Below are 26,690 nucleotides of genomic sequence, written 5' to 3'. Positions count from 1 at the left end.
GTTTTAGCAAATTCAACGCCGCAAAGATAGCTGATGCTGAGCGACGAGGTCGGCCATGCTGGTGATGTAGAAATCGGCGGAATATTCTTGATTATCAGACTCATGGCCACGGCGGATCAGGCACAAGCCCGCCGACTTTGGCGGAGACGCGGGCGGCCTGGACACCTGCATGATGTTTTCAGGCTTGAGCTTGTTCGCCAGCAACCATGCCTCGTCCTCCAATGGATTGTTGGCGCGCGAATGCAGGTCCTCGAGGGGAATCCCCAAGCGCTCGCAGAGCGGGTCACGATCCTCGGCATCACGATCGCAGTACACCAGAAGCCGGTAGAACTTTCGCAGGTACAACATGGCACCCGGCGCGTCCTCGAACAGCGACCAGTTGCAGGCCGAACGGGCAAAGCTCATGCCCTCCTCCCAACTGACCTTGAGCCCCAGACGCTCTGCCAGTTGACGATGGGCAAAGCACAACAAACCACTGAAGCCCAGTTCGGAAAACCGCGGATAGAGCCCGCGCATCGCCTCGTCGAACTCAGCCAGCACTGCTTCTTTGCCTGGCGTGCCCGGATGGTTGTCGAGCAAAGGTTGCAGGGCCGTCCAGACACCGGAATCCCGATCGACCAGGACGTCGTCGCAATCGATCAGCAGCGCACGATAATCAGTCAGGTGCATGTGTCGCCTCCCATGATGCATTCATCGATCCATATGCTCTAAATGCCCCCGGTCGGCACATCGCTACAGCGGGCCGACCGAGACCTGAGATTAATCCAACACGCGGAGCAATGCTGCTTCAAGGATGGTCAGTGCTTCGTCGATCTGACGTTCTTCGGTAACCAGGGGCGCCAGGAAGCGCAGGACATTTCGGTACACCCCGCATTTGATCACCAACAGCCCGCCTACCCTGGCCTGGTCGATCAGTTGTTGGGTGAGTTCGGCATCGGGGCTGCGGGCCTCATCGTCTTTGATCAATTCGATGGCCAGCATGAAGCCGGTACCGCGCACGTCACCAATGCGCGGGTGACGCGCCTGCAAGCGTAGCAGGCCCTGACGCAGCCGATCGCCCAGGACCTGGCCACGCTCGAGCAAGTGCTCCTGTTCGTAAGCGTCGATCACCGCCAGCGCGGCGGCACAGGACAAGGCGTTTCCACCGTAGGTGCCGCCGAGCCCACCGGGCAGTGGCGCGTCCATGATGTGCGCACGCCCCACCACGCCCGAGATGGGCAAGCCACCTGCCAGACTCTTGGCGACGGTGACCAGGTCCGGCTGAATGCCGGCGTGCTGAAAACCGAACCATTTGCCGGTACGGCCGAAGCCGGTCTGGATTTCATCGAGGATGAGTACGATGCCGTGTTGCTCGGTCAGGGTCCGCAGCGCCTGGAGAAACTCGGGTGGCGCAGAAAGGAAACCGCCGTCGCCCTGCACCGGCTCGATGATGATCGCCGCGACCCGATCCGGAGCGACTTGGGTCGCCAGCAACTCATTCAGGGCCTGCAACGCCATCTCGCTGCTGAAACCGCGATAGGCATTCGGGTATGGGGTATGGAAGACCTCCGGCGCGAAGGGCCCGAAGTTCTGCTTGTAGGGCTGGCTCATGCCCGTCAGCGTCGTACCCAGCAAGGTACGCCCATGAAAACCGCCACGAAAGGAAATGACGGCGGGACGATTGGTATGGGCGCGGGCGATCTTCACCGCGTTCTCCACCGCCTCCGCGCCAGAGGTGAACAGCGCCGCCTTGTAGGCTTGCTGACCACCCACCAACTCGCACAGGCGCTTGACCAGGTCTAGATAGGGCTTGTAGGCCACCACCTGGAAGCAAGCATGGCTGACCTTTTGCAATTGGGCCTGCACTGCCGCGATCACCTTCGGGTGATTGTGCCCGATGTTCAAGACACCAATGCCGCCGACGAAGTCCAGGTAGCGCGCCCCGTCCACGTCCCACACTTCAGCCCCCTGGGCCCGGTCGATGACCAGCGGATGTGCGGTGACTAAACCCCGGGGCACGAATTGATCGCGTTGACGGAGCAAGCTTGGGGTTTCTTCGACTTTACTGTTCATGGCATCTCCCACAGTGAACCTTGCAACCGGGAAACGGCTGCGATGTGTTCCACAGGTTAAGCGTTCGACGCAATTGTCTAAGCCGAACTTGGCCTCTGGGAAATTCGGATCGACTGTTTTCACCCCGGCAAACAGCAGATTCCTTCAGCCGTCTCCAACCCCATGGAATCTGCCGGCAGATGCCCTATACAACGCAGCGATGTGTGATTACGCAGGCTCTTTTGATACATCCTGCTTTGCCACTCGGGCATGCTGGAGGTTCCCTATCCAGTATGAGAAGTGACCCATGGCCCTGCTTTATAAAGCCGACCCGGTACGCGGCGAACAATGGAGACGTCTATTCGCCGAGCACGCACCGGATATCGAATGGCGTGCCTGGCCGGACATCGGCGATCCGAAGGATATTCGCTACCTCGCCGCCTGGCAGGCGCCGGACGACCTCGAAACACGGCTGCCAAACCTGGAGGTGCTGTTTGCCTTATCGGCCGGGGTCGACCAGCTTGACCTTGATCGCCTGCCCGCGTCCCTGCCGGTGGTCCGGTTACTCGACCCCGGTATTACCCGGGGCATGTGCGAATACGCCAGTTTCGCCGTGCTCAGCCTGCACCGGGACATGCTCCGTTATCGCCAGCAACAGGTCGCCCGGTGCTGGCAGGCTCACTTGCTGCAGCCGGCGGCCCAGCGTCGGGTCGGTGTCATGGGGCTAGGCATGCAGGCCCAGCAGATCCTGGCCACCTTGCAGACCTTTGGCTTCGCCTTATCAGGTTGGGCACGCAGCGAACACCGCATCGCCGGGGTGGATTGCTTTGCCGGTGACGAACAGCTCCCGGCGTTCCTCGGCCAATGCGACATCGTGCTGTGTGTCTTACCATTGACCGAGCAGACCAAAGGGATTCTTAACCGCCAGTTGTTCCAACATCTGCCCAAGGGGGCTGCCCTGGTCAACATGGGCCGTGGGGGGCACTTGATCGAAGAGGATCTGCTTGAGGCTCTAGCCAGCGGCCAGCTCAGTGCCGCGGTGCTCGACGTATTGCAACAGGAACCAGCAGCACCGGATCACCCGTTCTGGCGGCATCCGCAAATATTGCTGACACCACATATCGCGGCGATGACCCAGCCCGAAAGCGCCTTTGGCGTGTTGCTGGACAATATCCGTCGCCATCAACGCGGCGAACCGATGCTCGGCCAGATTGACCCTCAGCGACGTTATTGACCCACGCTTGTCATGCACCTACGAGATAAGCACCTACAAAAAATCCGCTGATATTTGCTGCTGAGCCTGCTCCCGATTTGAGCAATAACTGCGGCGTGCGAAGCCGCAACTTATGCAATCTACCGAATCAATCTCCGGCTCTTGTCAGGCCTGGCGGCAGGTGAGATACCAACACTTTCAGCGGAGAAATCCGACCGGTCACGCTCCCTGTCCATGGAGATCTGTCATGTCCAACACGCAACGCCCCGCCTATACCTATCGCCCCATGACGCCTGCCGATGTGACATCGGCTCATGCCTTGTCCATGCAGTTGAAGTGGCCCCACCGCCTGGAAGACTGGGCCATGCTGCAGCGTGTCTCGCAGGGTTTTGTCGTAGAGGACGAAGGCCGCCTGATCGGTACGGCGTTCACCTGCCCGCAGGGTGATTACGCCACGATCGGTCTGGTGATCGTCAGTGATGAGTACCAGGGCCAGGGCATCGGTCGCAAATTGATGGAGCTGGCGCTCCAGGCGTGCGGCTCGCAGACCGCCATGCTCAATGCGACGCTCGCCGGTACGCCCCTTTATGCCAGCCAGGGATTCGTTGACTTTGGCCATATCCAACAACACCAAGGCAACGTATCGCCTCCGGCCCTTACGGACCTGCCATCCGGTGAGCGCCTGCGCCACCTGACCGAAGCCGATCGAAACGACCTGATCGAACTCGCCAACGCCGGCAGCGGCCTGGACAGGCATGCCGTGCTCAACGATCTGTTCGAGAGTGTCGAAGACGTCGTGGGTATCGAGCGTGAGGGTCAATTGCGAGCGTTCGCCCTCCTGCGTCCCTTCGGTCGTGGTCGTTCCATCGGTCCGGTCGTTGCAGAAAACCCGGAGCAGGCCAAGCACCTGATCGCGGTGTTGCTGACTCAAGTGCCGGGTGCTTTCGTGCGCGTTGACATCCCTTCCGACTGTGGCCTGGGTCCTTGGTTGGAAGAAGCCGGGCTGAAACAGGTCGACACCGTCGCACAAATGGTTCGTGGGACCCCACCCCAGGCCAGCGGCGGCGTGCATCAATTTGCCCTGGTGACCCAGGCCATCGGCTGACGCCCTTACCTCATAACGACACCATCCATTCTCCTGGAGAAACACCCTCATGCCAGAACCCACCGCCGTGCTGCTTGCACATGCCAACGGCACTCCCGCGTCAACAGCATTCACCTCCGGCACATTGGGCGCCAACGATCCTTTTGACAGACAGATTGCCTATGTCGGGACGGATGACATTGCTGCCGGCGTCGTCCAGGCGAGCGGACAATTCAGCGTCGATCGATACCCCTACAGTGAAACGATCGTGGTCCACGCGGGGCGCGTCACCTTGCAGAGCCAGGATCACGCGCTTGAACTCAATCCGGGTGACAGCGCCGTGATTGCCCGTGGCACGTCGGTTCAGATCGAGGCGCTGCCTGGCTCGTTCTGGGCATTCTGTGCCGATATCCAGCCTATTGAAGCCGGCACTGTCGGACTGACTGCCCTTCCCCCATACCCCCTGCTCTCCCCTTCGACGCCTCCGAGTGAAGAGTTCCTGCTGAGCCCGACACCGCAATGTCGCTCGAACAACGTGTTCGTCGAGGTTCCGACCAACCTGCGCATCGGCATCTGGGACTCGACACCCTATACCCGCAAGGCACGGCCACACACGATGCATGAGCTGATGCACCTGATCGAGGGCAGCATCATTCTCCAGATCGCCGATGGTTCCGAACTGGCGGTCAACACGGGCGATACGGTGTTCGTGCCTCGCGGCGCCCCCTGTGCCTGGAAGAGCAGCGTCTATGTGCGCAAGTTCTACGTCTGCAAGTAACGCCAACCGCATCACCCCGGCAGATGAGCATTCCTCTGCCGGCCTCACCCAGTACCGATCACATCACTTGCGGAGTAAAGAACATGGGATTAGGTGGCTTGAGTATCGCAAAACTGCTGATCGTCCTGGCAATCCTGGTCCTGCTGTTCGGCACCAAGCGTCTGAAAGGCCTGGGGGCGGATATCGGAGACACGATCAGGGGATTTCGCACGTCCATGGGCGACGATAAGCCTGGCCCTGAGGCGCCCGGTGACTCGATTGACGTTCAGGCACGCATGCTCGAAGACTCGGCAAGAAAAGAATAAGCATTTCCGCGTACACGAGAAACCACTAATCCCTCAATAGCAACATCGCTTGCTCGACGTTCTCGGCAGACCGGTATTGCGCGGGATAAAAAAAGCCCGCAGTGAGACGGGCTAAAGAGCGACACAACAAGAATGACTAGCCTACCGGAAGCTGCCTCGGATCAGAGCGCGGCGGCGATTGCCGCTCCGACCTCCTGAGTCGAGCCCTGCCCGCCTAGATCAGGCGTGATCGGCCCCTCGGCGATCACCTGCTCGATGGCCCTGAGAATCCCATCATGAGCCGCACGGTAGCGCTCATCGCCATTGCCGAGGAAGTCCAGCATCAAGGCGCCGGACCAGATCATCGCAATCGGGTTGGCGATGTTTCGTCCATAGATATCCGGCGCCGAGCCATGGACCGGTTCGAATAGCGAAGGGAAGCGGCGCTCCGGGTCGAGGTTGGCCGAAGGGGCGATGCCGATGGTGCCCGCGCAGGCAGGGCCCAGGTCGGACAGGATGTCGCCGAACAGATTCGACGCCACGACCACATCGAAACGGTCGGGTTGAAGCACGAAGCGCGCGCAGAGGATATCGATGTGTTGCTTGTCCCAGGTGACGTCCGGGTACTGCTGCGCCATGAGCGCGGTGCGTTCATCCCAGTACGGCATGCTGATGGAGATGCCGTTGGACTTGGTCGCCGCGGTCAGGCGTTTGCGCGGCCGGGTCTGGGCCAGGTCGAAAGCGAACTTGAGAATCCGGTCCACGCCGCGGCGAGTGAACACCGACTCCTGCAGCACGAACTCATGCTCGGTGCCTTCGAACATCTTGCCGCCGATCGAGGAATATTCGCCCTCGGTGTTTTCGCGGATCACCACGAAGTCGATGTCCCCGGCTTCGCGTCCGGCCAGCGGGCACGGTACGCCGGGAAACAGCCGCACCGGCCGGATGTTCACGTATTGGTCGAAGTCCCGACGAAACTTCAGCAGCGACCCCCACAGGGAAATGTGATCCGGCACCTTGTCCGGCCAGCCCACGGCACCAAAGTAAATCGCGTCGAAGTCCTTGAGCTGTTCGAACCAGTCGGCAGGCATCATCTGCCCGTGTTCCAGGTAATAATCGCAGTGAGCCCAGTCGAGCACTTCGATGCTCAAATCCAATTGCCATTTCTTCGCGGCCTGCTCCAATACCCGCAGCCCTTCCGGCAGGACTTCCTTACCAATGCCGTCGCCGGCAATCGCGGCGATTCTGAATGGTTTGCTCATCAACCGTGCCTCCTCTCTTCAAATGCTGATCGGATCACAAGCCACCCATGTGGAAGGCTTTGACTTCAAGGAACTCGTCCAGGCCATACTTGCTGCCTTCACGCCCCAGGCCCGATTGCTTGATACCGCCAAAGGGGGCGACGTCCATGGAAATGAGCCCGGTATTGAGACCGACCATGCCGAACTCCAGCGCCTCGCCGAACCGCCATGAGCGGCGCAAGTCCTGGGTGAAAAAATAGGCGGCCAAGCCATAAGGTGTTGCGTTGGCCGAGGCCAGTGCCTCTTCTTCAGTGCTGAAGCGCATCAGTGGTGCAACGGGACCGAAGGTCTCTTCATTGGCCAGCAGCATTCCGGCATGGGCCTCACCGAGTACCGTCGGGTGGACGAACTGGCTGTCGCCCTTGGGAATTTCACCACACAGTAGACGAGCGCCCTGACTCAATGCCTCGTCGATATGTCGAGCGACCTTGCTGACCGCCGCCGGATTGATCAGTGGACCTATGTTTACGCCATTATCCAGCCCATCGCCGACCTTGAGCTTGCCCACTTCCTCCACCAGGCGCTGGGCGAAGCGCTCGTAGATCCCGTCCTGCACCAGGATCCGGTTGGCGCAGACGCAGGTCTGTCCGGCGTTGCGGAATTTGCTGAGCATGATGCCGGTCACGGCCTGCTCCAGATCAGCGTCGTCGAACACGATGAACGGCGCGTTACCGCCCAGTTCCAGGCTCAAGCGCTTGATGTGTTCGGCGCTCTGGCGCATCAGCAGGCGACCGACCGCAGTGGAACCGGTGAAAGACAGCTTGCGCACTGTCGGGTTGCCGGTCAGTTCTTCACCAATGCCGGCGGGCATGCCGGTCACGACGTTGAACACCCCGGCCGGAATCCCGACCCGCTCGGCCAATACAGCCAGGGCCAGGGCCGACAGCGGGGTCAGGTCCGACGGCTTGACCACGATCGTGCACCCGGCGGCCAGGGCGGGCGCGCACTTGCGGGTAATCATCGCGTTGGGGAAGTTCCACGGGGTGATCGCGGCGCAGACACCGACCGGTTGCTTGAGGGTCAGCAAGCGGCGATCACCGCTGGGGGCCTGGATGGTTTCGCCGTAGACCCGTCGGGCTTCTTCGGCGAACCATTTGACGAAGCTGGCACCGTAGCGAATTTCGCCCTGGGCTTCTGCCAGCGGCTTGCCCTGTTCGCAGGTCAAGATCAACGCCAGGTCGTCGAGGTTGTCGATCATGGCCTGATACCAGCGATCCAGCAGCGCCGCCCGCTCTGCCGCCGGACGTGCACGCCAGGCCGGCCAGGCACGATCGGCGGCTTCGACGGCGCGCCGGGTTTCACTGCCTTGTACCGCGGGCACCCTGGCGAGCACTTCGCCGGTGGCCGGGTTGATAACGTCCACGGTCGCGGCGTTGTCGGCGCCGACCCACTGATCGTCGATGTAAGCGCGTTCTACCAGCAGGCTGGGGTCTTTCAGGCGATTCTTGAGCATGGTGTCGGGTCCTGTTTTGAGACAGCCTTCAGTCTATTGTTTCGCTCTGGACGAGGATGCTGAAAACGCCGGCCCTACAGCCGTGAATGCTGAAAATCAGCCTTCGACGGCATGCTCTACCGTGGGTGGGGATTGATCGCCGTGCGCCTCGATCAGGCGATGAAAGCCTTGGGGTTGCAGGCGTGGTGACGGGATGTTCAATCAGGCACATTAGCGGTGCATTGAGCCCACTAACCCTTGCAGGAAACGCTCGCCAGCGTCCATCTGGCTGATCTCGATGAACTCGTCAGGCTTGTGCGCCTGTTCTATCGAGCCTGGCCCGCAGACCACCACCGGCACATCCAGGCGTTGTTTGAACAAGCCACCCTCGGTGCCGAATGAGACTTTGGCCGTGCCGGTGTCTGGGGCGGCAAAGTTTTTCAGGAAGCGCACCGCTTCGACGCTCGGGTGGGTATCGAGGCCCGGGTAGACATTCAGGGTCTCGATTTCGATAGCGGCCACGCTGGAGAGCTTCCTGGCTTCGCCGACGATCAGTTCGGCGCGCTCGCGCATCTGTTCCAGGAACCCGTCCAGGTCGTCCGCCGGCAAGTTACGCACTTCAAAATCCAGCGTGCACAAGTTGGGCACGATGTTCAGCGCCTTGCCGCCGACAATCTGTCCAACATGCACGGTGCTGTAAGGCACGTCGTAATCGGTGTCCCGGGCCCCCTGCTCTTGCAACTGCTGCTGGCTCAGGCGCAGCGCGGCAATGAAATCGCAGGCCACGTGAATCGCATTGACCGAGCGCGGCGCGAGTGAGGAATGCGCCTCCAGGCCGCGACAGTAAGTACGGTAAGAACCCTTGCCCTTGTGCCCGAGCACGAACTGCATATTGGTTGGCTCGCCGATCACACAAAAAAACGGCCGGACCGGTGCCAGGTGCAGCACATCGAGCAAACGACGCACCCCCACGCAACCGATCTCTTCGTCATGGGACAGTGCCAATTGCAATGGCCGGCTCAATGGCTGCTCGGTGGCCTCGAGCATGGCGTCGACAGCCAGTGCGATAAAACCCTTCATGTCGCAACTGCCGCGGCCATAAATCCGCCCGCCCTGCACCGTCGCCTCAAACGCCGGAAAGGTCCAGGCCTGCCCCGCCGCCGGCACCACGTCGGTATGCCCGGACAGCAGGATCCCCGGCACGTCTCGTGGCCCGGTGCTGGCAAACAGATTGGCTTTCTTGCCGCTTTCATCCTGGACGATCAGTGACTCGATGCCCTTGGTCAGCAGCAGATCGCGCACATACTCGATCAAGGCCATGTTCGACTCCGAAGAGACCGTATCGAAGGCCATCAGCCGTTTGAGAATGTCCAACACACGGGGTTTCATGAGGCCTTGCTCCATTGCTCGACTGAAAAGAAGAAGCGCTTAATGTCGACCAGCCTGACGAACCGCCGGTTCATGCATATGCCGCCACGGTCACGCTGTTGGACTGCTGGGTCTTCATCAGCTCCGCACTGTCGTGGTGGCAGAGGATTTCACTGCCGCCCACAATCATCCGCCGTTGCGGCGCGACGCAATTGCACAAGCCGTCGACCCGAACCGGGCAGCGACTGAGGAAGGTGCACAGGCCGGGCACGTTGGCTTTAGGGCCAACGGGCGGCAGCGTCTGGCAGGTCGTTGCCCCACAGGTTTCCAGCCAGCCCTGGCGCAGTTCCGGTACGGAATGGATCAGCAGATCGGTATACGGATGGAACGGTGCCTCGGCATAGGATTGGCGCGTGCCGGCCTGGATCTTGTGCCCGCTGTACATCACCACGATGTCGTCACACAAGGCGCGCACGGTGGAGATGTCGTGGCTGATGAACAGATAGGACACCCCCAATTGCTGGCGCAGATCGCGCAGCAGTTCGAGAATCGCCGCACCGACCACGGTATCCAGCGCCGAGGTCACCTCGTCGCAGAGAATCAGGTCCGGCTTGGCCGCCAAGGCCCGGGCCAGGTTGACCCGTTGCTTCTGCCCACCGGACAGTTCGTTCGGACGCCGCTGCGCCATCGCCCGCGGCAAACGCACCAGGTCCAGCAACTCGCCGATACGCTCGCGCAACGCCGCGCCCTTGAGGCCGAAATACATCTTCAGCGGACGGCTCAGGATCGTGCTGACGCTGTGCATCGGGTTGAGCGCGGTGTCGGCATTCTGGAAGACCATTTGAATACGTCGGAACTGCTCGGGAGTACGCGACGACAGGCTGCCCCCCAGGGGTTGGCCATCGAAGGTCAACCCGCCAAGGGCCGGCACCAACAAACCGGCCACGACCCGTGCCAGGGTCGACTTGCCGGAACCTGACTCACCGATGACGCCGATGGCTTGGCCTCTGCGAACCGTCAGGTCAATGTCTTCCAGCACGCGAATGGCTGGCATGCCCTGGGCATTCTTGTTGCCGTAGCCGGCGGTCAGCCCCTGGATGGTCAGCAAAGGTGTCTCTTGGGCAATGTCGCTCGGCGGACGGATCGTCGTGTCCGGTCGCGCCGCCGCCAACAAGCTGCGGGTGTATTCGTGGGCCGGGCCCTTGAGCAACGGTGCCGTGGCGCTGTGTTCGAAGATTTCGCCGCCGTTGAGCACCACGATCTGGTCAGCCATCTGCGCCACCACCGCCAGGTCGTGAGACACATAGACGGCCGTGGCCCCACGTTCACGGACCACTCGCTTGAAGGCCCGCAGTACATCGATCTGGGTGGTCACATCGAGGGCCGTGGTCGGCTCGTCGAGCACCACCAGCAACGGATCGCTGATCAGCGCCATGGCCGCCATCACCCGTTGCAGTTGCCCGCCGGACACCTGGTGGGGGTAGCGCTGGCCAATGCGCTCAGGGTCTGGCAGGGCCAGGTCGCGGAACAACTCGATGGCCTTGGCTTCAAGCACCGCCCGACTACCCAGGCCATGAATCAGAGCGCCCTCCACCACTTGGTCGATCAGCTTTTTCGCCGGGTTGAATGCCGCTGCGGCACTCTGGGCGATATAGGACACCCGGTTGCCCCGCAACTTCTGCAACTGGCTTTCGCTCGACGCCAGCATGTCATGCTCGCCGATCTGCACCACACCGCCCGCCAGGCGACAACCGCGCCGGGCATAACCGAGCAGCGCCAGGGCGATGGTGGTCTTGCCGGAACCGGACTCACCGATCAACGCCAACACTTCGCCTTTTTCCAGGGAGAAGCTGACCCCCTTGACGATGTCCACTTCGCCGCGCTCGCCACAGGCGACCACGCGCAGGTCCTGTACTCGAATCAATTCGCTCATTTCAATGACCTCCCGAACGTCGGCTACGTCGCGACGACAACCGGTCGATGAACAGATTCACACCGATGGTCAGGGTGCCGATGGCCAGGGCCGGAATCACAATGGCCGGCGCCCCCTGATTGAGACCACCGATGTTCTCGCGCACCAGCGAGCCCAGGTCGGCATCCGGCGGCTGCACACCCAGCCCCAGGAAACTCATGCCGCTGAGCAGCAGCACGATGAAACCAAAACGCAGGCCAAGGTCCGCCAGCACCGGATTGAGTATGTTCGGCAGGATTTCCACGCAAGCGATGTACAGCCGGCGCTCGCCACGGGTACGGGCCACTTGCACGTATTCCAGGGCTTCGATATTCACCGCCATGCTGCGGGCGATGCGAAAAGCGCCGGGGGTGTAGCTCAACACCGCCGTGCAGATCAGCAAGGTGACCGAGGAGCCGAAGGCCGAGACCATGATCAGCGCCAACATCTTGCTGGGGATCGAGATGAACGCGTCCATCAGGCGACTGATCAGCTCATCCAGCCACTTTGGCGACACCACCGACAACAGCGCCAGACTGGTTCCCAGGGTGCTGGACAACACCGCGGCCACCAAGGCCAGGCCGACGGTGAAGCGTGCGCCGACAAGGATCCGGCTGAGCATGTCGCGGCCCAGGTAATCGGTGCCGAACGGGTACGTCGCGCTGAGGCTGTCGAAGACGTTGTCAGAGACCACCTCGCCCACCGGGTGCGGCGCCAGCCACGGGCCGAAGATGGCCACCAGCAACCAGATCACACACATCGCGGCACCGACCAGGCCAAGCCAGGACTTTGCGTGGGCGTCTTTGCCCAACCCCAGCGCAACGGCCGCCGTCGGGGACTTCACAATGAGGTTGTTCATTGGTTTCTCAGCCTCGGGTTGGAAAGAATCGCGCACAGGTCGGCAATCAACACCAACGTCAGATACGCCGTACAAAACAACATGGTGCAGGCCTGGACCAGGGCCATGTCGCGGTTGGTCACGGCATCGACCATCAGGCTGGCGATGCCGGGGTAGTTGAAGATCGTTTCCACGATCACCACCCCGCCCAGCAGATAGGACAGGCTCAAGGCGATGGCATTGGCGATGGGGCCAATGGCATTGGGCAAGGCATGGCGAAGGACGATCCGGATATTGCTGACGCCCTTGAGCCGGGCCATTTCCACGTAAGGGCTGTCGAGTTGATCGATCACCGCTGCCCGGGTCATGCGCGACATTTGCGCGACAATCACGCAGCACAGCGTCATTACCGGCAATGCGTAGGTGCGCATGAATTGCCAGGGTGAGGTGATGTCACTGGCGTAGGACAGTGCCGACAACCAGCCCAGGTTCACCGCGAATATCAGCACCGCCAAGGTGGCCACCAGAAACTCCGGCACCGCCACCATGGTCAAGGTGAAGAAGCTCAGGAAGCTGTCGATACGCCCGCCTCGCCCCATCGCCGAACCGATACCCAGGGTCAAGGCCACAGGCACCGACACCAACGCCGTGGCAGCCGCCAGCATCAAGGTGTTGGGGACGCGACCGGCCATCAAGTCGACGACCGGCATGGCATTGGACATCGACATCCCCAAGTCACCGCTGAGCAGGCTCGTCAGCCAATGCAGGTAACGCAACACACCGGGCTGGTCCAACCCCATTTTCATCCGCAGGGCTGCCACTTGTTCCGGCGTGGCGAACTGACCCAGCGCCTGTTGCGCCGCGTCCCCCGGCAGCACTGCCGTGATGGCGAACACCACCATGGAGACAATCAACAAGGTCACGACCGCCGCCCCCAGGCGGCGGCCGATCAACCAGAGTGTGTTGCTATTCATCATCCGACCCTCATGCAATATGGCCAAAACCCGACGGTCATCAGGCGTCCAGCCAGACTTGCTCGGCAAACATGTAGCCCATGAAACCGCCCAGGGGATTGGCGCCATAGCCCTTTACGCGCTGATCGGCGCCATCGATGTTGCTGATGAACACCGGTACGCCGATGCCGCTGTGCTCATGCACCAGCACCTGCATGTCGCCGTACATCTTGCCGCGCTTGACCTCGTCGGTTTCACCTCGGGCCTGTACCAACAGCTGGTCGAACTGTTCGTTTTTCCAACCCGATTCATTCCACGGTGCGCTCGACTGGAAGAACTGCGAGAACAGCATGTCGGCATTGGGCCGCGGGTTGATGTTGCCAAAGCTCAGCGGGTGCTTGGCCCAGTGGTTGGACCAGTAGCCGTCGCTCGGCAGGCGGTTGACGTTGAGCTTGAGTCCCGCCTCCTTGGCGGACTGCTGCAGCAACACCGCGACGTCCACCGAGCCGGTCGCCGCTGGCGAGCACATCAGCGGCATGCTGATGTCTTCCATGCCGGCTTTCTTGAGCAGGAACTTGGCCTGTTCCGGATCGTAGGCCCGTTGTGGCAACTCGGCATTGTAGAAGCGTGCACCGGGGGCGATCGGGTGATCGTTGCCGACCCTGGCGTAGCCCCGGAAGATCGCCGACTTGATCTGTTCCCGATCCAGCAGCAACTTCATGGCCTGGGTGAATTCCGGACTTTTGCCCGGCATCTGGTCCTGGCGGATGATCAGGTCAGTGTAGTTGCCCGACGGTGAATCGATGACCCGGTGCTTGGCGCTGGCCTTGATGCGGGTCGTCGAGCGTGGGTTGACCTCGTTGACGATGTGCACGTCCCCCGACAACAGGGCGTTGATCCGTGACGATTCGTCGGCGATGCCGATGAATTCGATCTCGTCCAGGTACGGCAAGCCGGGTTTCCAGTAGTTGGTATTGCGCACCCCAATGGAGCGCACCCCAGGCTTGAACTCCTTGACCTTGAACGGGCCGGTACCGATGCCCTGGCTGAAATCGCTGGTGCCCTCGGGCACGATCAACATGTGGGAGACGGCCAGGATCGACGGCAGCTCAGCGTTGGGGCCGCTCAATTGTATCTGCACTTCGTGGGTGCCAACGGCTTTGACTTCGGCGAACTGCGACGCCAGCGGCAGGACCTTGGAACCGGTGATCGGGTCCTTGTGCCGCAGCAGCGAAAACACCACGTCGGCGGCGGTCAGGGCCTTGCCGTTGTGGAAGGTCACTTCCTTGCGCAGGCTGATCACCCAAAGCGTGGCGTCGGTGGTGTCGATACGCTCGGCCAGTTCCAGCTGCGGCACCATGTGGCTGTCGAAACGCGTCAGCCCGTTATAGAACATGTAATGGCGCACATAGTCGGTGGACGATGAACCTTTGGCCGGATCCAGGGTGTCGGCGGTGGAACTGGTCGAGCCTGCGACGCGAATGCGCCCGCCAGGCTTGCCTTTGCCAGGGGCGGCGGCCTCCTCATCGGCGAGCAGCTTGCCGGCGGCGCCGAACAGGCTGCCCGCGCCCGCCACGGCCACCCCGGCCAATCCCAGCATTTGCAATGCATTGCGGCGTGACATGCCGCGATTGAGCCCTTCGAAAATGCGCAGACTTTCCGTACCTGTTATCAGCTGGGTGTCGATACTGTTTTTTTTGTCAGTCATGTCAGTTCTACCTTTCGGAAATGATAAGGCTCGATTGCTCGCGATTAACGCAATGTGTTGAAACGTGAAGCGTCTCCCCGCAACTCAGTGCAAATAGTCTTGAAGGCGGTAGTACGCACCGACCAGAGGCAAAAACCAGGGTTTGCCAAAATGACCGGGAATGGCCGGCCAATCGAGTTCGCGCCAAGGGTTGGCCTCGACCTTGCCCGCCATGACGTCGGCCATGACCTGCCCCATGTGCACCGACATCTGCACACCATGGCCGCTGTAGCCCATGGAGTGATAAACCCCCCCGTGCTGGCCGGCCCGGGGCAGCCGATCGGAGGTCATGTCCACTAATCCGCCCCAGCAATAATCGATCTTCACCTGGGCCAGCTGAGGGAACATCTGCACCATCGCCGCGTGCAAGACTTTGCCGCTCTTGGCATCGGACACGCTGTCAGACATGGCAAACCGCGCACGGCCGCCAAACAGCAGACGGTTGTCCGGAGTCAGGCGGAAGTAGTTACCGATCATGCGGCTGGTGACATAGGAACGGTGTGCCGGCAGCAAGCTGTCGATCAGCGCCTGAGGCAATACCTCGGTGGCGATCACGAAACTGCCCACTGGCACGATCCGCCGCCGATACCAGCCCAACCCACCCTGCTGAGAGGTGCCGGTGGCCAGCAGGACCTGCGTGGCCTGTAGCGACCCCTTGGTGGTATTGACCCGATAGCCGCCGGCACTGGCTTTCCAGTCCGTGACGGACACGCCCTGGAAAATCAATGCGCCGTGACGGGCGGCGGCCTCGGCCAACCCGACCCCGAAGCGCCCGACGTGCATCTGCACGCCATTGCGTTGCAACAAGCCGCCATGGAACTGGGCCGAGTTGACCTCAGCGCGGGTCTCTTGCGCAGACAGCAACTCGACCTCGGCATCGACCTCCCGCCGAATCAACTCGCAGGTGCGCGCCAAACCTTCGTAATGCATGGGCTTGGCCGCCAGCTTGAGCTTGCCATTGCGCTTGAGGTCGCAGGCAATCTGCTCCTGCTCCACCAGCGCGACGACGCTCTGCACGGCGCTTTCATAGGCCTGGTAATAGGCGCGCGCTTTATCGGCGCCGAGGCTGGCACTCAGGGCCGCGTAGTCCTGGGCCACGCCGGTATTGCACTGGCCGCCATTGCGGCCCGACGCCTCGCCAATGATCCGCCCGCCTTCCAGCACCACCACATTGGCCCCCTTCAAGGCCAGGGCCCGGGCCGCGGCCAGGCCAGTGAAACCACCACCGACGATGGCCACATCGACCTGCCCGGGCAACGCACCGAGCTGGGCACCGGTAAATGCCGGTGCGGTATCGAGCCAATAAGACTCACTGCCCATGTCTAACCCCTTATGCCTTGAAGAGTGCCCAACGACTCAGAGACCGACCAGGCCGGCCAATCCGCCGATGTCCGGGATCTGGTGGTAGTTGTAGCCAGCGTTTCCAGGTAGTTCATGACCACGGGCCACGAACGCTTTGTGCTTGATCTTCATGTCGTGGGCCGACATCAGGTCATAACGGAAGCTCGAGGACACGTGCAGGACATCTTCCGGCCCGCAGCCGAGGTTATCGAGCATGAATTCGAAGGCCGCCAGGCGCGGCTTGTAGGCTTGGGCTTGTTGAGCCGTGAAGACCTTATGGAACGGTGCGCCGAGCTTGTCGACGTTGGACATGATCTGCTCGTCCATCGCGTTGGAGAAAATCACCAGGGGAATCTTGTCGGCGATTTTCGATAGACCGGCCGGTACGTCGGCATGCGGCCCCCAGGTCGGTACGGCATCGTAGTACAACTGACCTTCGCCTTTGTACTCGACACCCCAACGCTTGCAGACCCGAGCCAGGGCAGTCTTGAGGATTTCATCATAGGGCCGCCAGTCACCCATCACCTGGTCCAGGCGATAGGCCGAGAAATCCTTGACGAACTGGTCCATCTGCTCGGCAGGGACCCGATCGGCGAACAGTTCGCGTGTCATGGTCCCCATCTGAAAGTTGGTCAACGTGCCGTAGCAGTCAAAGGTAATGAACTTGGGGCGAAGGAAGCTCATGAGTGCAAGTCCTGAGTGATGGTTGAGGTCATGAGGGGCAAGCGATTGCGCCGTTCCGAAAGCCTGGGTGCAACGCTGCATCACGGATTTATTACAGCATCATGAGACCGTGCATAAACTGTTAAAAGTATAGGCCCCTTGGCACAAACCACCGTTTTTCGGGGCCTGCTCAGCAGACTGTGCGGGATGCGCCATGCACGGGCATTTGCGCCGTTTTCAAGGCATTTGCGGACGTTTATGGTGCGTAGAAAAGCTCTGGAAACGCCACAAGCGGCAGAATCTACGCCGGCAAACGAAAACGGGCGCATCCCCTGAGGACGCGCCCGTTCATTGTTTTGCGGATGAGTTTCCGGTGCCTCAGAACTCCGCGACTTTGCCCCAGGCCGAAGATTGAAAACGGTCCGGGTGATAGGGACGCGGATCAACCAGCGGGGGCATGTCACAGACAATGTCGGCGATCAAATGACCCGCACCTGGACCGATGCCGAAGCCATGACCGCTGAACCCCGCCGCCAGCACCAGGCCAGGCAGGCTCGCCATCTCGCCGATGCCCGGGACGCCATCAGGCGTGCTGTCTACATAACCTGCCCAGGCTGCGGTGACTGACGACGTTTTCAGCATGGGGATCAGGTCTACCGCGCGCTTGTAAGTCAACTCAACCGTCGAGGCATCTGCCTTCGGATCCAGAATTCGCATGCGCTCCATCGGCGTTGGTTGGTCCAATCGCCAGCGGCTCAAGCCTTCGTGGCCCGACTGAAAGCCTTCCAGGCCGCCGGGGGCCAGCTTGCGCCACCGGCGCTGGAACATCGGCAGGAACTGGGGGGCGAAACGCAGCAATTGCAAGGTAGGGTCAACACGCCCTCGGCCACTGATGGCCAGCGTGATACCGCCATCGGCGCGACGGGTCATGGAGACTTCATCCGTGTGGAGCGCGTCCGGTATCTCTTGGGCGCTCTTGGAAACCGACAGTATCGTCTGACGAATGGACGCCTGGGGAAACCGGATGCCGTACTGACGGCAGAAAGAAGACGCCCACGCGCCACCGGCGAGCACCGCGACCTTGGTGCGAATGGTGCCCTTCTCGGTGACGACGGCAGACACCTGGCCGCCCTCGGTCTCGAGGCCACGGGCGGCGCAGCCTTGGTGCACCGTGCCGCCCAGTTTAATGATGGCCCGTGCGACCGCCGGAGCGGCACGGGATGGGTCTGCCGTACCGTCGGTAGGTGAAAAGACCCCGCCTTTCCAAGGCTTGCCGGTCACCCGGCCATGTTGAGCGGCCTGCTCCGCCGTCAGCATGTGGGTTTTCACATTGACGGTACGGGCAAACTCCCCCCATTTTGCCCAACCAGCCAGCTCTTTCTCGTTGTTGCTCAGATAGAGCAAGCCACACCTTCTGAAACCTGTGTCCTCACCGGTCTCTGCCGCGAACTGCTCCCAAAGATCCAGGCTCTTGGTCGACAGCGGCAATTCGCGAGCATCTCGATTCTGCTGACGGCACCAGCCCCAGTTTCGACTCGATTGCTCTGCCCCCACACGGCCTTTTTCCACCAGCGCGACCTTCATGCCGCGCTTGGCCAGGTAATAGGCCGTGAAGGCTCCGATAATGCCGCCGCCGATCACAACAACGTCAGCGTGCGTCGGAAGCTCAGAATTCGTCTCTACGGAAATTAACGGTGCTGGCATTTTAGGGATGTCCATGAAGGCCGGGGATTTGAAGGTACATCGTCTTCAGGCGGTCGCGGGTGCATCGGCCATGCACTGAGGGTGGCGACCAGGGCAAGCCGCTACTTCGTTCTGGAAGCATCAGTGCCACGCTGAATCATGGTGTTATTACAACACCAAGAAACCGTGCATAAACGGTTAAAAGTATAGGTCGCCTGGTACAAACCACCGTTTTACCGGACGTGTTCAGCAGACTTTGCGGAGTGCTTCGGATTGGAGGTTTGGCTTATCTGTTTGGCGGAACACGTCCCGGCATTTATTTAGCTGGACCACCGCTATCGCGAGCAAGCTCGCTCCCACACTGGTTTTTTGGCAGACAAAAATATGTGCTTAGTACCCTGTGGGAGCGAGCTTGCTCGCGATGAGGGCGGCACATTCAACGTCTCGTTGACTATGAAACCACCTTCGCGAGCAGTTCGCTGGTCATACTTTCAATGCCTCCTCCAGAAACGCCACCAAAGCCTGCACACGCGGGCTACGCAGTTTTCGGGACGGCACCAACAGGTTGATCGGCGCACTGTCGAATTGCCAATTCGCCAGCACCCGAACCAGACGCTTGTCGGCAATGGCGTCACTGACATCCCATTGCGAACGCAGCACCAGCCCCAGGCCTTGCTCGGCCCAGCGTCGAGCCACGCTGCCATCGTTGCTCAGCATCGCGGGCTCGATGCGCAGGGTTTTGCGCCCCTGCCCCTTACGCAGATGCCACAGCGTGACATCTTCATCATTTTCACGGATGCAGATGCAGCGGTGCTCGGCAAGTTGCTCAGGCGACGACGGCGTGCCGTGCTGCTCCAGATAGGCAGGGCTTGCGCATAACCATCGTTCATTTGACGTGAGGCGTTTGGCGACCCACAGGCTGTCATTGAGGTGACCGATGTGAATCACCGCGTCGCTGTCGTGACGATCCGGCCATGGTGTTTCGCGTAGATCCAGGTGCAGGCACAACTGAGGGTGCAGCCTGGCGAAGCGCGCCAGCAGCGGTGCAATGCGCTGCCGCCCATAGCCGAACGGCGCCGCCAGCCTGAGCGTGCCAACCAACCGCTCGTCCCGGTGCTTGAAGGATTCCGGGAGCGCTTCCAACTGCTCCAGCAAACGCGCGCTTTCACGGGAGAAACGCTCGCCATCGGCGGTGAGACTCAGGCGTCGGGCATCGCGATTGGCCAGTGTCAGGCCGAGCAGCGTCTCCAATTTGCGCAAACGCATGGACAGCGCAGGGGGTGAGACATTCAGGCTTCTGGCGGCGGCGCTCAACGATTCGCAGCGCGCCAGCGTCACGGCCAGACGCAGGTCCTCGATGGAGATCATTCAATTCTACTTAATGATTGATGACATCTCATTGAACCATACCTTTACGACAGCTTTGTAGAGTGGACCCTGTACCCAGCCATTCGAGTCCTCCTTATGTCAGCCTCTCTTACCGCCCTCGATACCCCCGCCGCGCTCGTGGATGTGCCGCGCATGCAGCACAATATCCAGCGCATGCAACAACGCATGGATGCCTTGGGTGTGCGTTTGCGCCCGCATATCAAAACCAGCAAATGCCTCCCCGTGATCCAGGCGCAGCTCGCCGCGGGAGCCTGCGGCGTCACGGTTTCGACCTTGAAGGAAGCCCAGTACTGTTTCGCTGAAGGCATTCGTGACGTTTTCTATGCTGTCGCCATCGCGCCAGGCAAACTGCCCCAGGCCTTGCTGCTGCGGCGCCAGGGCTGCCAGTTGAGCCTCCTCACCGACAGCCTTGCCGCTGCCCAGGCCATCGTCGCCTTCGGCCAGCAACACAACGAACGTTTCGACGTCTGGATCGAGATCGACTGCGACGGCCATCGGTCCGGCCTGCACATCGAAGACGACTCACTCGTTGAAGTCGCACGGATACTCAGCGAGGGTGGCATGCCGCTTCGCGGGGTGATGACCCATGCCGGGTCAAGCTATGAACTCGACACCCTTGAAGCGCTGCAAGCCCTGGCCGAACAGGAACGCGATCTTTGCGTCAAAGCGGCCCAACGGCTCCGCGAAGCCGGGTTCGCTTGCCCGGAGGTCAGCATCGGCTCGACGCCTACGGCCTTGTCGGCACTGAACTTGGAAGGCGTCACTGAAGTACGCGCTGGTGTCTATGTGTTCTTCAATCTGGTGATGCACAACATCGGTATCTGCCACGCCGACGAGTTGGCGCTGAGCGTGCTGAGCACCGTCATCGGTCATCAGAAAGACAAAGGCTGGATCATCACCGATGCCGGTTGGATGGCCATGAGCCGTGACCGCGGCACGCAGCGCCAACAGCGGGACTTTGGTTATGGCCAGGTTTGCACCGAAGCCGGCGATTGGATCGAGGGCGCGTTGCTCACGGGAGCCAATCAGGAGCACGGCATTATCTCCCTTGAAACGGACGAGGGTGTCGACGTCACCGCGTGCTTTCCCATCGGTAGCCGCCTGCGCATCCTGCCCAACCATGCCTGTGCCACAGGCGCGCAATTCCCGGACTATCACGCGGTTGACGCCGAGGGTGGCGTGCACACCTGGAGTCGCTTGCATGGCTGGTAATCATACAGGCTCGATCCATTTGATCAGCACGTCCAACGCCGCGGCGCCGGGCGGACATTACGCCCAGGCGGTCGTGCATCAGGGCGTTCTGTATGTGTCCGGACAACTGCCTGTACGCGCCGATGGCGTCCACAGTGCCGACCAACCGTTTGAGGTCCAGGCCGCCATCGCCCTCGATAACCTGGTGGCAATCCTCGGCGCAGCAGACCGGAGCACGCGCGACCTGCTGAAGGTCACGGTCTATGTCGCAGGTATCGAACACTGGCCCGCGTTCGATCGAATCTACGCCCGTTACCTGGGAGAGCATCGGCCCGCGCGAGCGGTAGTGCCCGTTCCGGCCTTGCATCATGGCTACCTGATCGAAATCGAAGCGATGGCCCTCGCCGCGGGGTAATGCCAAGTTATCCGGGCAGATACGGCAGATTCTCCTTTGCGCACTTGAACAACGGCATCTTTTGTCTGGGCTGCTTTGTTAGCTTATTGAGCAGGCTCGACATACCGCTCTAAAGGAACACCTTGGATGATGACTCAATCTTCGAATAGCTACAGCGTTGATCCGCAAACCGCCCAGCTGTTTTATATCAATGGCGGTTGGTCTGCGCCGGTAAGCCCGGCCAGTTTGCCGGTGGTCAATCCGGCAACCGAAGAGGTCGTCGCCCAGGTCGCCAGCGGGTCTGCCGAGGATGTCGATCGGGCGGTCGCGGCGGCGCGTGCCGCGTTTGCCGGTTGGTCTGCCACTTCCACAGCGTCGCGCGCGCAGGTGCTGGGCAAGCTCCATGAGCTTATCCTTGAGCGCAAAGAAGATTTTGCCCAGGCGATCTCCCTGGAAATGGGCGCAGCCATCGGTTCTGCACGGGCGATGCAAGTGCCCCTGGCAGCCGAGCATGTCCGTGTCGCTCGCGATCTGCTGTCCACTTATCGTTTCCAGACCGTCGAGAACGGGACCGCGATCCAACGCGAACCTATCGGCGTCTGCGGCCTCATCACCCCTTGGAACTGGCCGCTTTATCAAATCACCGCAAAAGTCGCCGCGGCGCTGGCGGCTGGATGCACGGTGGTCCTCAAACCCAGTGAACTGTCGCCGCTGAGCGCCCTTCTGTTTGCGCAAGTGGTCCATGACGCGGGCGTTCCAGCGGGTGTCTTCAACCTGGTGAACGGCAGCGGCCATGTCGTCGGCGCTGCGATGGCCGCACATCCCGATATCGACATGATCTCGATTACCGGCTCAAACCGCGCGGGCGCGCTGGTGGCACAGGCGGCCGCCCCGACGGCGAAACGGGTCGGGCAGGAATTGGGCGGCAAATCCCCGAATATTCTGCTGCCCGACACCGACTTTGCCAACGCCGTCCCACTGGGGGTGATGGCGGCGATGCGCAACGTCGGGCAATCGTGCAGCGCCCCTACCCGGATGATCGTACCCAAGGACCGGCTGGCGGAGGTCGAAGCGCTGGCGGCCGCCACCGCCAACGGGATCATCGTGGGTGATCCACAATCACTGGAAACGGTACTCGGCCCCATTGCCAATGAAGCCCAGTTCAATCGCGTACAAGCCATGATCGAGGCCGGCCTGCAAGAGGGAGCAAAGCTGCTGTGCGGCGGGCTCGGACGCGTGCCGGGGTTTGAGAAGGGCTTCTACACCCGCCCCACTGTGTTCTCCGAGGTGGATAACGCCATGCGGATCGCCCAGGAAGAAATCTTCGGGCCGGTGCTGTGCATCATTGCCTACGAAACCATCGACGAGGCGGTCGCTATCGCCAACGACACGGTCTATGGGCTTGGCGCCCATGTTCAATCACAGGATATTGAACTGGCGCGTGCAGTGGCTGCGCGTATCCGTGCGGGGCAAGTGCTCCTGAATTACCCGGCCTGGAACCCCATGGCGCCATTCGGGGGCTACAAGCGCTCGGGCAATGGCCGTGAGTACGGTGTCTTCGGCCTCGAGGAATACCTGGAAACCAAGGCGATCGTTGGGTTTGGCGAATCGCCTGAAGGTTCTTCGCGTACCTAGAGCTTCGGTGCCAGCCGTCCATACTTCGATGGGAGATGTGCCCTCGGGCACATCACTTCACACGCTCCCAGACGATGTGAACCTTCGCCCCATCGGGGCGGCGAAAATCTTCCACCATCTGGTCTCCGTCGACCTTCAACTGCAGGTCGTCACGGGTACGCACGGCACCCACCCAGTTCGGGAACGTAGAACCTTGGACAGTATTGCCCGTGAACTCACCGTTCTGGTCAACGGTGTATCGCCCGAAAAAACCGATGCTCCCCGCCATCGCTGCCCGGTTTTCCTCATCGGTGCCTTCGCCACGCACATTGGATCGAAACACCGGCACGCGCGGATCGGTGAGTACTTCGATAAACGTCAGCTCTGGCGTGAAGACGAGCCAACCATGGGGATTGGGGCCATAAGCCTCCGATCGGCTGCCCTGGCTCTCAACGGTTGCGCTGACCATGCGCCATGTCCCGACCAAGGCGTTTTCTTTGCTCGCGAACACGCTGGAGAATGCCGAGAAGGCAATCACCGCACCGACGGCCAATACCTTGTTTTTCAGACTCATCAGCATCACCTTTCACTCGCCGCAACGATGCGACGGACAATAAAGTAGGTTTGATCTTGGTTGGCAGGGGCTTCATGCCCTGGCGGCGATGGCCGCCAAGCGCAACTCCCGGGAAGCGGCGTTATCCGCCCGCCGTCCCAGTTGCCAGCCCAAGTACCCCCACAGCAGCGCGCAACAGGCGCCAATCATCGCGGCCGGACCGGCGCCCTGCCCTAGCAGGTCGAGCAGGCTCTTGGCCCAGCCGCTCATGGCGTCACCCGCGCGGTACACCACGGTGTCGATGAAGTTCTTGGCCTTGTATTTACTCTCGGCATCCAGGGGGGTGAACAGCATTTCCCGGCCCGGTCGGACGAACGCGTACTCACCGATCCGTCGCACGATCATCAACGCCGCCAGCAGCGCGAACCCCGGTGCCAACGCCAGGCCGAGGAAACCGATGCACATGAGCAGCGGCACGATGGCCAACAAGGCACGCACCCCCAGCTTCGGCGCGACACGCCCGGTGATGAACAGCTGGGACAGCAACGCACCGGCCTGCACGATGATGTCTAGGGTGCCGAAAATGCGCACTTGCGCCGCACGATCCGGATAGAGCTCGGCCACCAGACGCGCCTGCTCGAAGTAGAGAAAGGTGCTGACCGTCGCCAACAGCACAACGAACCCGGCGATTCCCAACAGGTAAGGTGACCTGAGCACCGCCGTCAAACCGCTGAACGGATTGCCCTGCAAAGGCTGCCGAGGGCTTTGCGTCGGCGCGGCGCCGGGACGGCCCGCCCCACCCTTTTCGCGCCACCCCATCAACGCTCGTTTCAACACCAGCGTGGCGCCCAGCAGCAAGGCCGCCAGCAACATCAACTCCGAGGCGCCGAGAGGACCGATGAGCAGCGCGCTCAAAGCCGGCCCCAGCAGGCCACCAACGCTGGCGCCCGCGGCGATGAAGGCAAACAGGCGCTTGGCCTGCTCGCTGTCGAATACATCCGCCATCAGGCTCCAGGCCACGGAGACGACGAACAGGTTATAGACCGAGATCCAGACGTAAAAGACCCGGGCCAGCCAGATACTGTCCGGCTGGAACTGGAACAGCTCGACAAACATCAGCAGGTTGAAGCCAAAGAAGCCGTACACCCAGTCGATCAGCCGCAGGCGCGGCACTCGGGCGCTGAGCCAGGCGAACAAAGGCACGGCCGCCAGCATGACCAGAAAGGTCGCGGTAAACAGCCATTGCAAATTCTCCACCCCCGCTGCGATGCCCATCGACTCACGGATCGGACGCAGCATGAAGTAACCGGTGAAGAGGCAAAGAAACAGCAGGAACCCGCACAGCGCCGGACGCAACTCACCATCGCGGGCGTTCAGGGCGAGACTCAGCCGGTGCACATAGGAAGGCGTACTCATAGGAACTCCGGGAAGACGGCAACAAGGCAAAGGTCAAGCGCGGACGGACGCCCGCGCCCAGGGTTGCATCAGCGATAGGTCACGCCGGTCAGGCGCTCGGAGACCGCCCAGAGCCGCTCGGCATCCGCCTCCGTGCTGGCGGCGGGCGGCGTCTTGGCGACCCCCAACGGACCGCGTCTTTCTCCGTCGCCGGTCGGGCCGTAATAAGCCCCGCCTACGGCTTGGGCAGCCGTAGCGGCATATAACGTGGGCAGCGCCCCTTGTGCCGCTGAGTGGTACGCGTCGCGGTCCTTTGCCCAGCGCCGACCGAACTCGCTGTCGAGGCCTGGCCCCCGTTCGACCAACTCGGTCACGGCAACGCCGGGGTGCGCCGCGATGCTGCGAATGCCCCAGTTTTCGGCGTCACTGCGCCGCTGCAAGGCAAAGGCCCAGTGCAGCACGGCCAGTTTAGATTGTGCGTAGGCCGCGTAGGGGTCGTACTTCTGCTCGCTCTGCAGATCGTCGAGGTTCATCGCGCCACGCGCCGCGGCAATGCTTGACAGGCTCACCACGCGGGCATCCTCGCTTTGACGCAAGAGCGGCACCAGCAGGCCGGTCAGGGCGAAGTGTCCCAGGTAGTTGGTGGCCAACTGAAGTTCAAAGCCATCGGCGGATGTACCTCGCTCGGGAGGCGCCATGACGGCGGCGTTGTTGATCAACACATCGAGGCGCGGCAGTCGCTGATTGAGCCGCTGGGCCAGGCCGCGCACCGATGATAGATCGGCCAGGTCCACGGCCTCGAACTGTACCTTGGCCTCGGGCACGGACTGGCGAATACGCGCAATGGCCTGCGCGCCGCGTTCCGGGTTGCGCGCGGCGATGATCACGTCGGCGCCGGCGCGTGCCAAGGCCAGTGCATCCTCGTAGCCCATGCCACTGGTGCCCCCGGTGATCAGGACAATCCGGCCTTTCTGGGACGGCATGTCGGCGGTCGACCAGTCTGGTTTCGGTGCGACGCGAGCGGACGCTTCGATACTCACCGCACTGAGCAGCGCGACGCCGGCGGCAAGGGTTTTCGCCAGTCTTCCAAGCCGGCTCATGCGGCCACGGGCGGGTGTTGTTGTGCTATTCCACATGGTGATGGTCCCTGTCTGAAAAATGAACCGGCATCGCCGGACGGTCACTGCTTCGAGCACGCCTCGGCCAATTGCAGAAAGCTGAGGTGTTTCTTAATCCCTTGGGTATTCAAGTAGGTCATCTTCGCTTGCACGACCTCGCACATCGGCGATGTCGGTGTCTCGATACGGATGACCTTGGCGATGTCCAGCGGCATGCCATATTCGTAGGCCGGGACCTGCGTTTGTTCTTTGGCGAGCAGCGGCGAGCCGCTCAGGGCGATGACGACCAGCAGGCCGGCAATCGACAGATTTTGAGTGTTCATAGTGGACTCCACGACACTGTGTCCTCGGGGGACGGTCGTAGCACTC

At 61.5% G+C, this 26,690-nt stretch carries 24 protein-coding genes; 7 read left to right on the top strand and 17 right to left on the bottom strand.

Annotated elements, in window-relative coordinates; translation table 11 throughout:
• Window positions 1–12: 12 nt before the first annotated feature.
• Window positions 13–669: a 2-haloalkanoic acid dehalogenase gene (locus AB7M32_RS18635; RefSeq protein WP_454250891.1), complete on the bottom strand. Its 657-nt coding sequence runs from the start codon at window positions 667–669 to the stop codon at window positions 13–15.
• A 90-nt stretch (window positions 670–759) separates the two neighbouring features.
• Window positions 760–2,052, bottom strand: coding sequence for a 4-aminobutyrate--2-oxoglutarate transaminase (gabT, locus tag AB7M32_RS18630; protein ID WP_454250890.1), 1,293 nt, complete (start codon window positions 2,050–2,052; stop codon window positions 760–762).
• 286 nt (window positions 2,053–2,338) lie between these two features.
• On the opposite strand from gabT, the gene AB7M32_RS18625 reads away from it, so the two are divergent.
• The 4 genes from AB7M32_RS18625 to AB7M32_RS18610 all read left to right on the top strand — a co-directional run bounded on the left by AB7M32_RS18625 (window position 2,339) and on the right by AB7M32_RS18610 (window position 5,411).
• A complete protein-coding gene (locus AB7M32_RS18625) occupies window positions 2,339–3,265 on the top strand; it encodes a 2-hydroxyacid dehydrogenase (protein WP_454250889.1) in 927 nt (308 codons plus the stop codon).
• Window positions 3,266–3,491: 226 nt separating this feature from the next.
• Window positions 3,492–4,349, top strand: coding sequence for a GNAT family N-acetyltransferase (locus AB7M32_RS18620; RefSeq protein ID WP_454250888.1), 858 nt, complete (start codon window positions 3,492–3,494; stop codon window positions 4,347–4,349).
• Window positions 4,350–4,398: 49 nt separating this feature from the next.
• Complete coding sequence (locus tag AB7M32_RS18615) at window positions 4,399–5,106, top strand: cupin domain-containing protein (protein ID WP_454250887.1); 708 nt, start codon at window positions 4,399–4,401, stop codon at window positions 5,104–5,106.
• An 83-nt stretch (window positions 5,107–5,189) separates the two neighbouring features.
• A complete protein-coding gene (locus tag AB7M32_RS18610; RefSeq protein ID WP_072405590.1) occupies window positions 5,190–5,411 on the top strand; it encodes a twin-arginine translocase TatA/TatE family subunit in 222 nt (73 codons plus the stop codon).
• A 161-nt stretch (window positions 5,412–5,572) separates the two neighbouring features.
• On the opposite strand, the gene AB7M32_RS18605 is transcribed toward AB7M32_RS18610, so the two are convergent.
• The 11 genes from AB7M32_RS18605 to AB7M32_RS18555 form a co-directional block, all read right to left on the bottom strand.
• Window positions 5,573–6,652 (bottom strand): tartrate dehydrogenase, encoded by a 1,080-nt coding sequence (locus tag AB7M32_RS18605; RefSeq protein ID WP_454250886.1) that lies wholly within the window; start codon window positions 6,650–6,652, stop codon window positions 5,573–5,575.
• Between the two features lie 34 nt (window positions 6,653–6,686).
• Window positions 6,687–8,144 carry an NAD-dependent succinate-semialdehyde dehydrogenase gene (locus AB7M32_RS18600; protein WP_454250885.1) on the bottom strand — a complete coding sequence of 486 codons (1,458 nt, stop codon included), beginning with the start codon at window positions 8,142–8,144 and terminating at the stop codon, window positions 6,687–6,689.
• A gap of 210 nt (window positions 8,145–8,354) precedes the next feature.
• Window positions 8,355–9,512: an acetylornithine deacetylase gene (gene argE / locus AB7M32_RS18595; protein WP_454250884.1), complete on the bottom strand. Its 1,158-nt coding sequence runs from the start codon at window positions 9,510–9,512 to the stop codon at window positions 8,355–8,357.
• A 70-nt stretch (window positions 9,513–9,582) separates the two neighbouring features.
• Window positions 9,583–11,424, bottom strand: a complete 1,842-nt coding sequence (locus AB7M32_RS18590) for an ABC transporter ATP-binding protein (RefSeq protein ID WP_454250883.1) — start codon at window positions 11,422–11,424, stop codon at window positions 9,583–9,585.
• Window position 11,425: 1 nt separating this feature from the next.
• Complete coding sequence (locus tag AB7M32_RS18585; protein ID WP_053121195.1) at window positions 11,426–12,301, bottom strand: ABC transporter permease; 876 nt, start codon at window positions 12,299–12,301, stop codon at window positions 11,426–11,428.
• The gene (locus tag AB7M32_RS18580; RefSeq protein ID WP_454252165.1) at window positions 12,298–13,254 is read right to left on the bottom strand and encodes an ABC transporter permease; all 957 of its coding nucleotides are present in this window, start codon (window positions 13,252–13,254) and stop codon (window positions 12,298–12,300) included. The genes AB7M32_RS18585 and AB7M32_RS18580 overlap by 4 nt, the downstream gene beginning before the upstream one ends.
• Before the next feature lie 40 nt (window positions 13,255–13,294).
• Complete coding sequence (locus tag AB7M32_RS18575) at window positions 13,295–14,941, bottom strand: ABC transporter substrate-binding protein (RefSeq protein WP_454250882.1); 1,647 nt, start codon at window positions 14,939–14,941, stop codon at window positions 13,295–13,297.
• Window positions 14,942–15,025: 84 nt separating this feature from the next.
• On the bottom strand, window positions 15,026–16,300 hold the full coding sequence (locus AB7M32_RS18570) for an NAD(P)/FAD-dependent oxidoreductase (RefSeq protein WP_454250881.1): 1,275 nt from the start codon (window positions 16,298–16,300) through the stop codon (window positions 15,026–15,028).
• A 36-nt stretch (window positions 16,301–16,336) separates the two neighbouring features.
• Window positions 16,337–17,005, bottom strand: a complete 669-nt coding sequence (locus tag AB7M32_RS18565; protein ID WP_072405582.1) for a haloacid dehalogenase type II — start codon at window positions 17,003–17,005, stop codon at window positions 16,337–16,339.
• 357 nt (window positions 17,006–17,362) lie between these two features.
• A complete protein-coding gene (locus tag AB7M32_RS18560; RefSeq protein WP_454250880.1) occupies window positions 17,363–18,688 on the bottom strand; it encodes an NAD(P)/FAD-dependent oxidoreductase in 1,326 nt (441 codons plus the stop codon).
• A 462-nt stretch (window positions 18,689–19,150) separates the two neighbouring features.
• Entirely contained in the window at window positions 19,151–20,035 is an 885-nt protein-coding gene (locus tag AB7M32_RS18555; protein WP_454250879.1) for a LysR family transcriptional regulator, read from the bottom strand.
• 96 nt (window positions 20,036–20,131) lie between these two features.
• Here AB7M32_RS18555 and AB7M32_RS18550 point away from each other — a divergent pair, with 96 nt between their 5' ends.
• The 3 genes from AB7M32_RS18550 (at window position 20,132) to AB7M32_RS18540 (ending at window position 23,276) form a co-directional block, all read left to right on the top strand.
• The gene (locus AB7M32_RS18550; protein ID WP_454250878.1) at window positions 20,132–21,268 is read left to right on the top strand and encodes a DSD1 family PLP-dependent enzyme; all 1,137 of its coding nucleotides are present in this window, start codon (window positions 20,132–20,134) and stop codon (window positions 21,266–21,268) included.
• Window positions 21,258–21,662, top strand: a complete 405-nt coding sequence (locus tag AB7M32_RS18545) for a RidA family protein (RefSeq protein ID WP_454250877.1) — start codon at window positions 21,258–21,260, stop codon at window positions 21,660–21,662. Before AB7M32_RS18550 ends, AB7M32_RS18545 begins: the two co-directional genes overlap by 11 nt.
• Before the next feature lie 126 nt (window positions 21,663–21,788).
• A complete protein-coding gene (locus tag AB7M32_RS18540; RefSeq protein WP_454250876.1) occupies window positions 21,789–23,276 on the top strand; it encodes an aldehyde dehydrogenase family protein in 1,488 nt (495 codons plus the stop codon).
• A 52-nt stretch (window positions 23,277–23,328) separates the two neighbouring features.
• Here the strand turns inward: AB7M32_RS18540 and AB7M32_RS18535 are convergent, their stop codons facing one another.
• The 4 genes from AB7M32_RS18535 to AB7M32_RS18520 all read right to left on the bottom strand — a co-directional run bounded on the left by AB7M32_RS18535 (window position 23,329) and on the right by AB7M32_RS18520 (window position 26,644).
• Window positions 23,329–23,829: a lipocalin-like domain-containing protein gene (locus tag AB7M32_RS18535; RefSeq protein ID WP_454250875.1), complete on the bottom strand. Its 501-nt coding sequence runs from the start codon at window positions 23,827–23,829 to the stop codon at window positions 23,329–23,331.
• Window positions 23,830–23,901: 72 nt separating this feature from the next.
• The gene (locus AB7M32_RS18530) at window positions 23,902–25,224 is read right to left on the bottom strand and encodes an NTP/NDP exchange transporter (protein ID WP_454250874.1); all 1,323 of its coding nucleotides are present in this window, start codon (window positions 25,222–25,224) and stop codon (window positions 23,902–23,904) included.
• Between the two features lie 68 nt (window positions 25,225–25,292).
• Window positions 25,293–26,339, bottom strand: coding sequence for an oxidoreductase (locus AB7M32_RS18525; protein ID WP_454250873.1), 1,047 nt, complete (start codon window positions 26,337–26,339; stop codon window positions 25,293–25,295).
• Between the two features lie 44 nt (window positions 26,340–26,383).
• Window positions 26,384–26,644: a DUF2790 domain-containing protein gene (locus tag AB7M32_RS18520; RefSeq protein WP_072405574.1), complete on the bottom strand. Its 261-nt coding sequence runs from the start codon at window positions 26,642–26,644 to the stop codon at window positions 26,384–26,386.
• Window positions 26,645–26,690 lie beyond the last annotated feature (46 nt).

The sequence above is a fragment of the Pseudomonas sp. R151218B TE3479 genome (genome assembly GCF_053629195.1).
The sequence above is the reverse complement of the archived record's forward strand: the minus strand, read 5'-3'. Positions and strand labels throughout refer to the sequence as shown.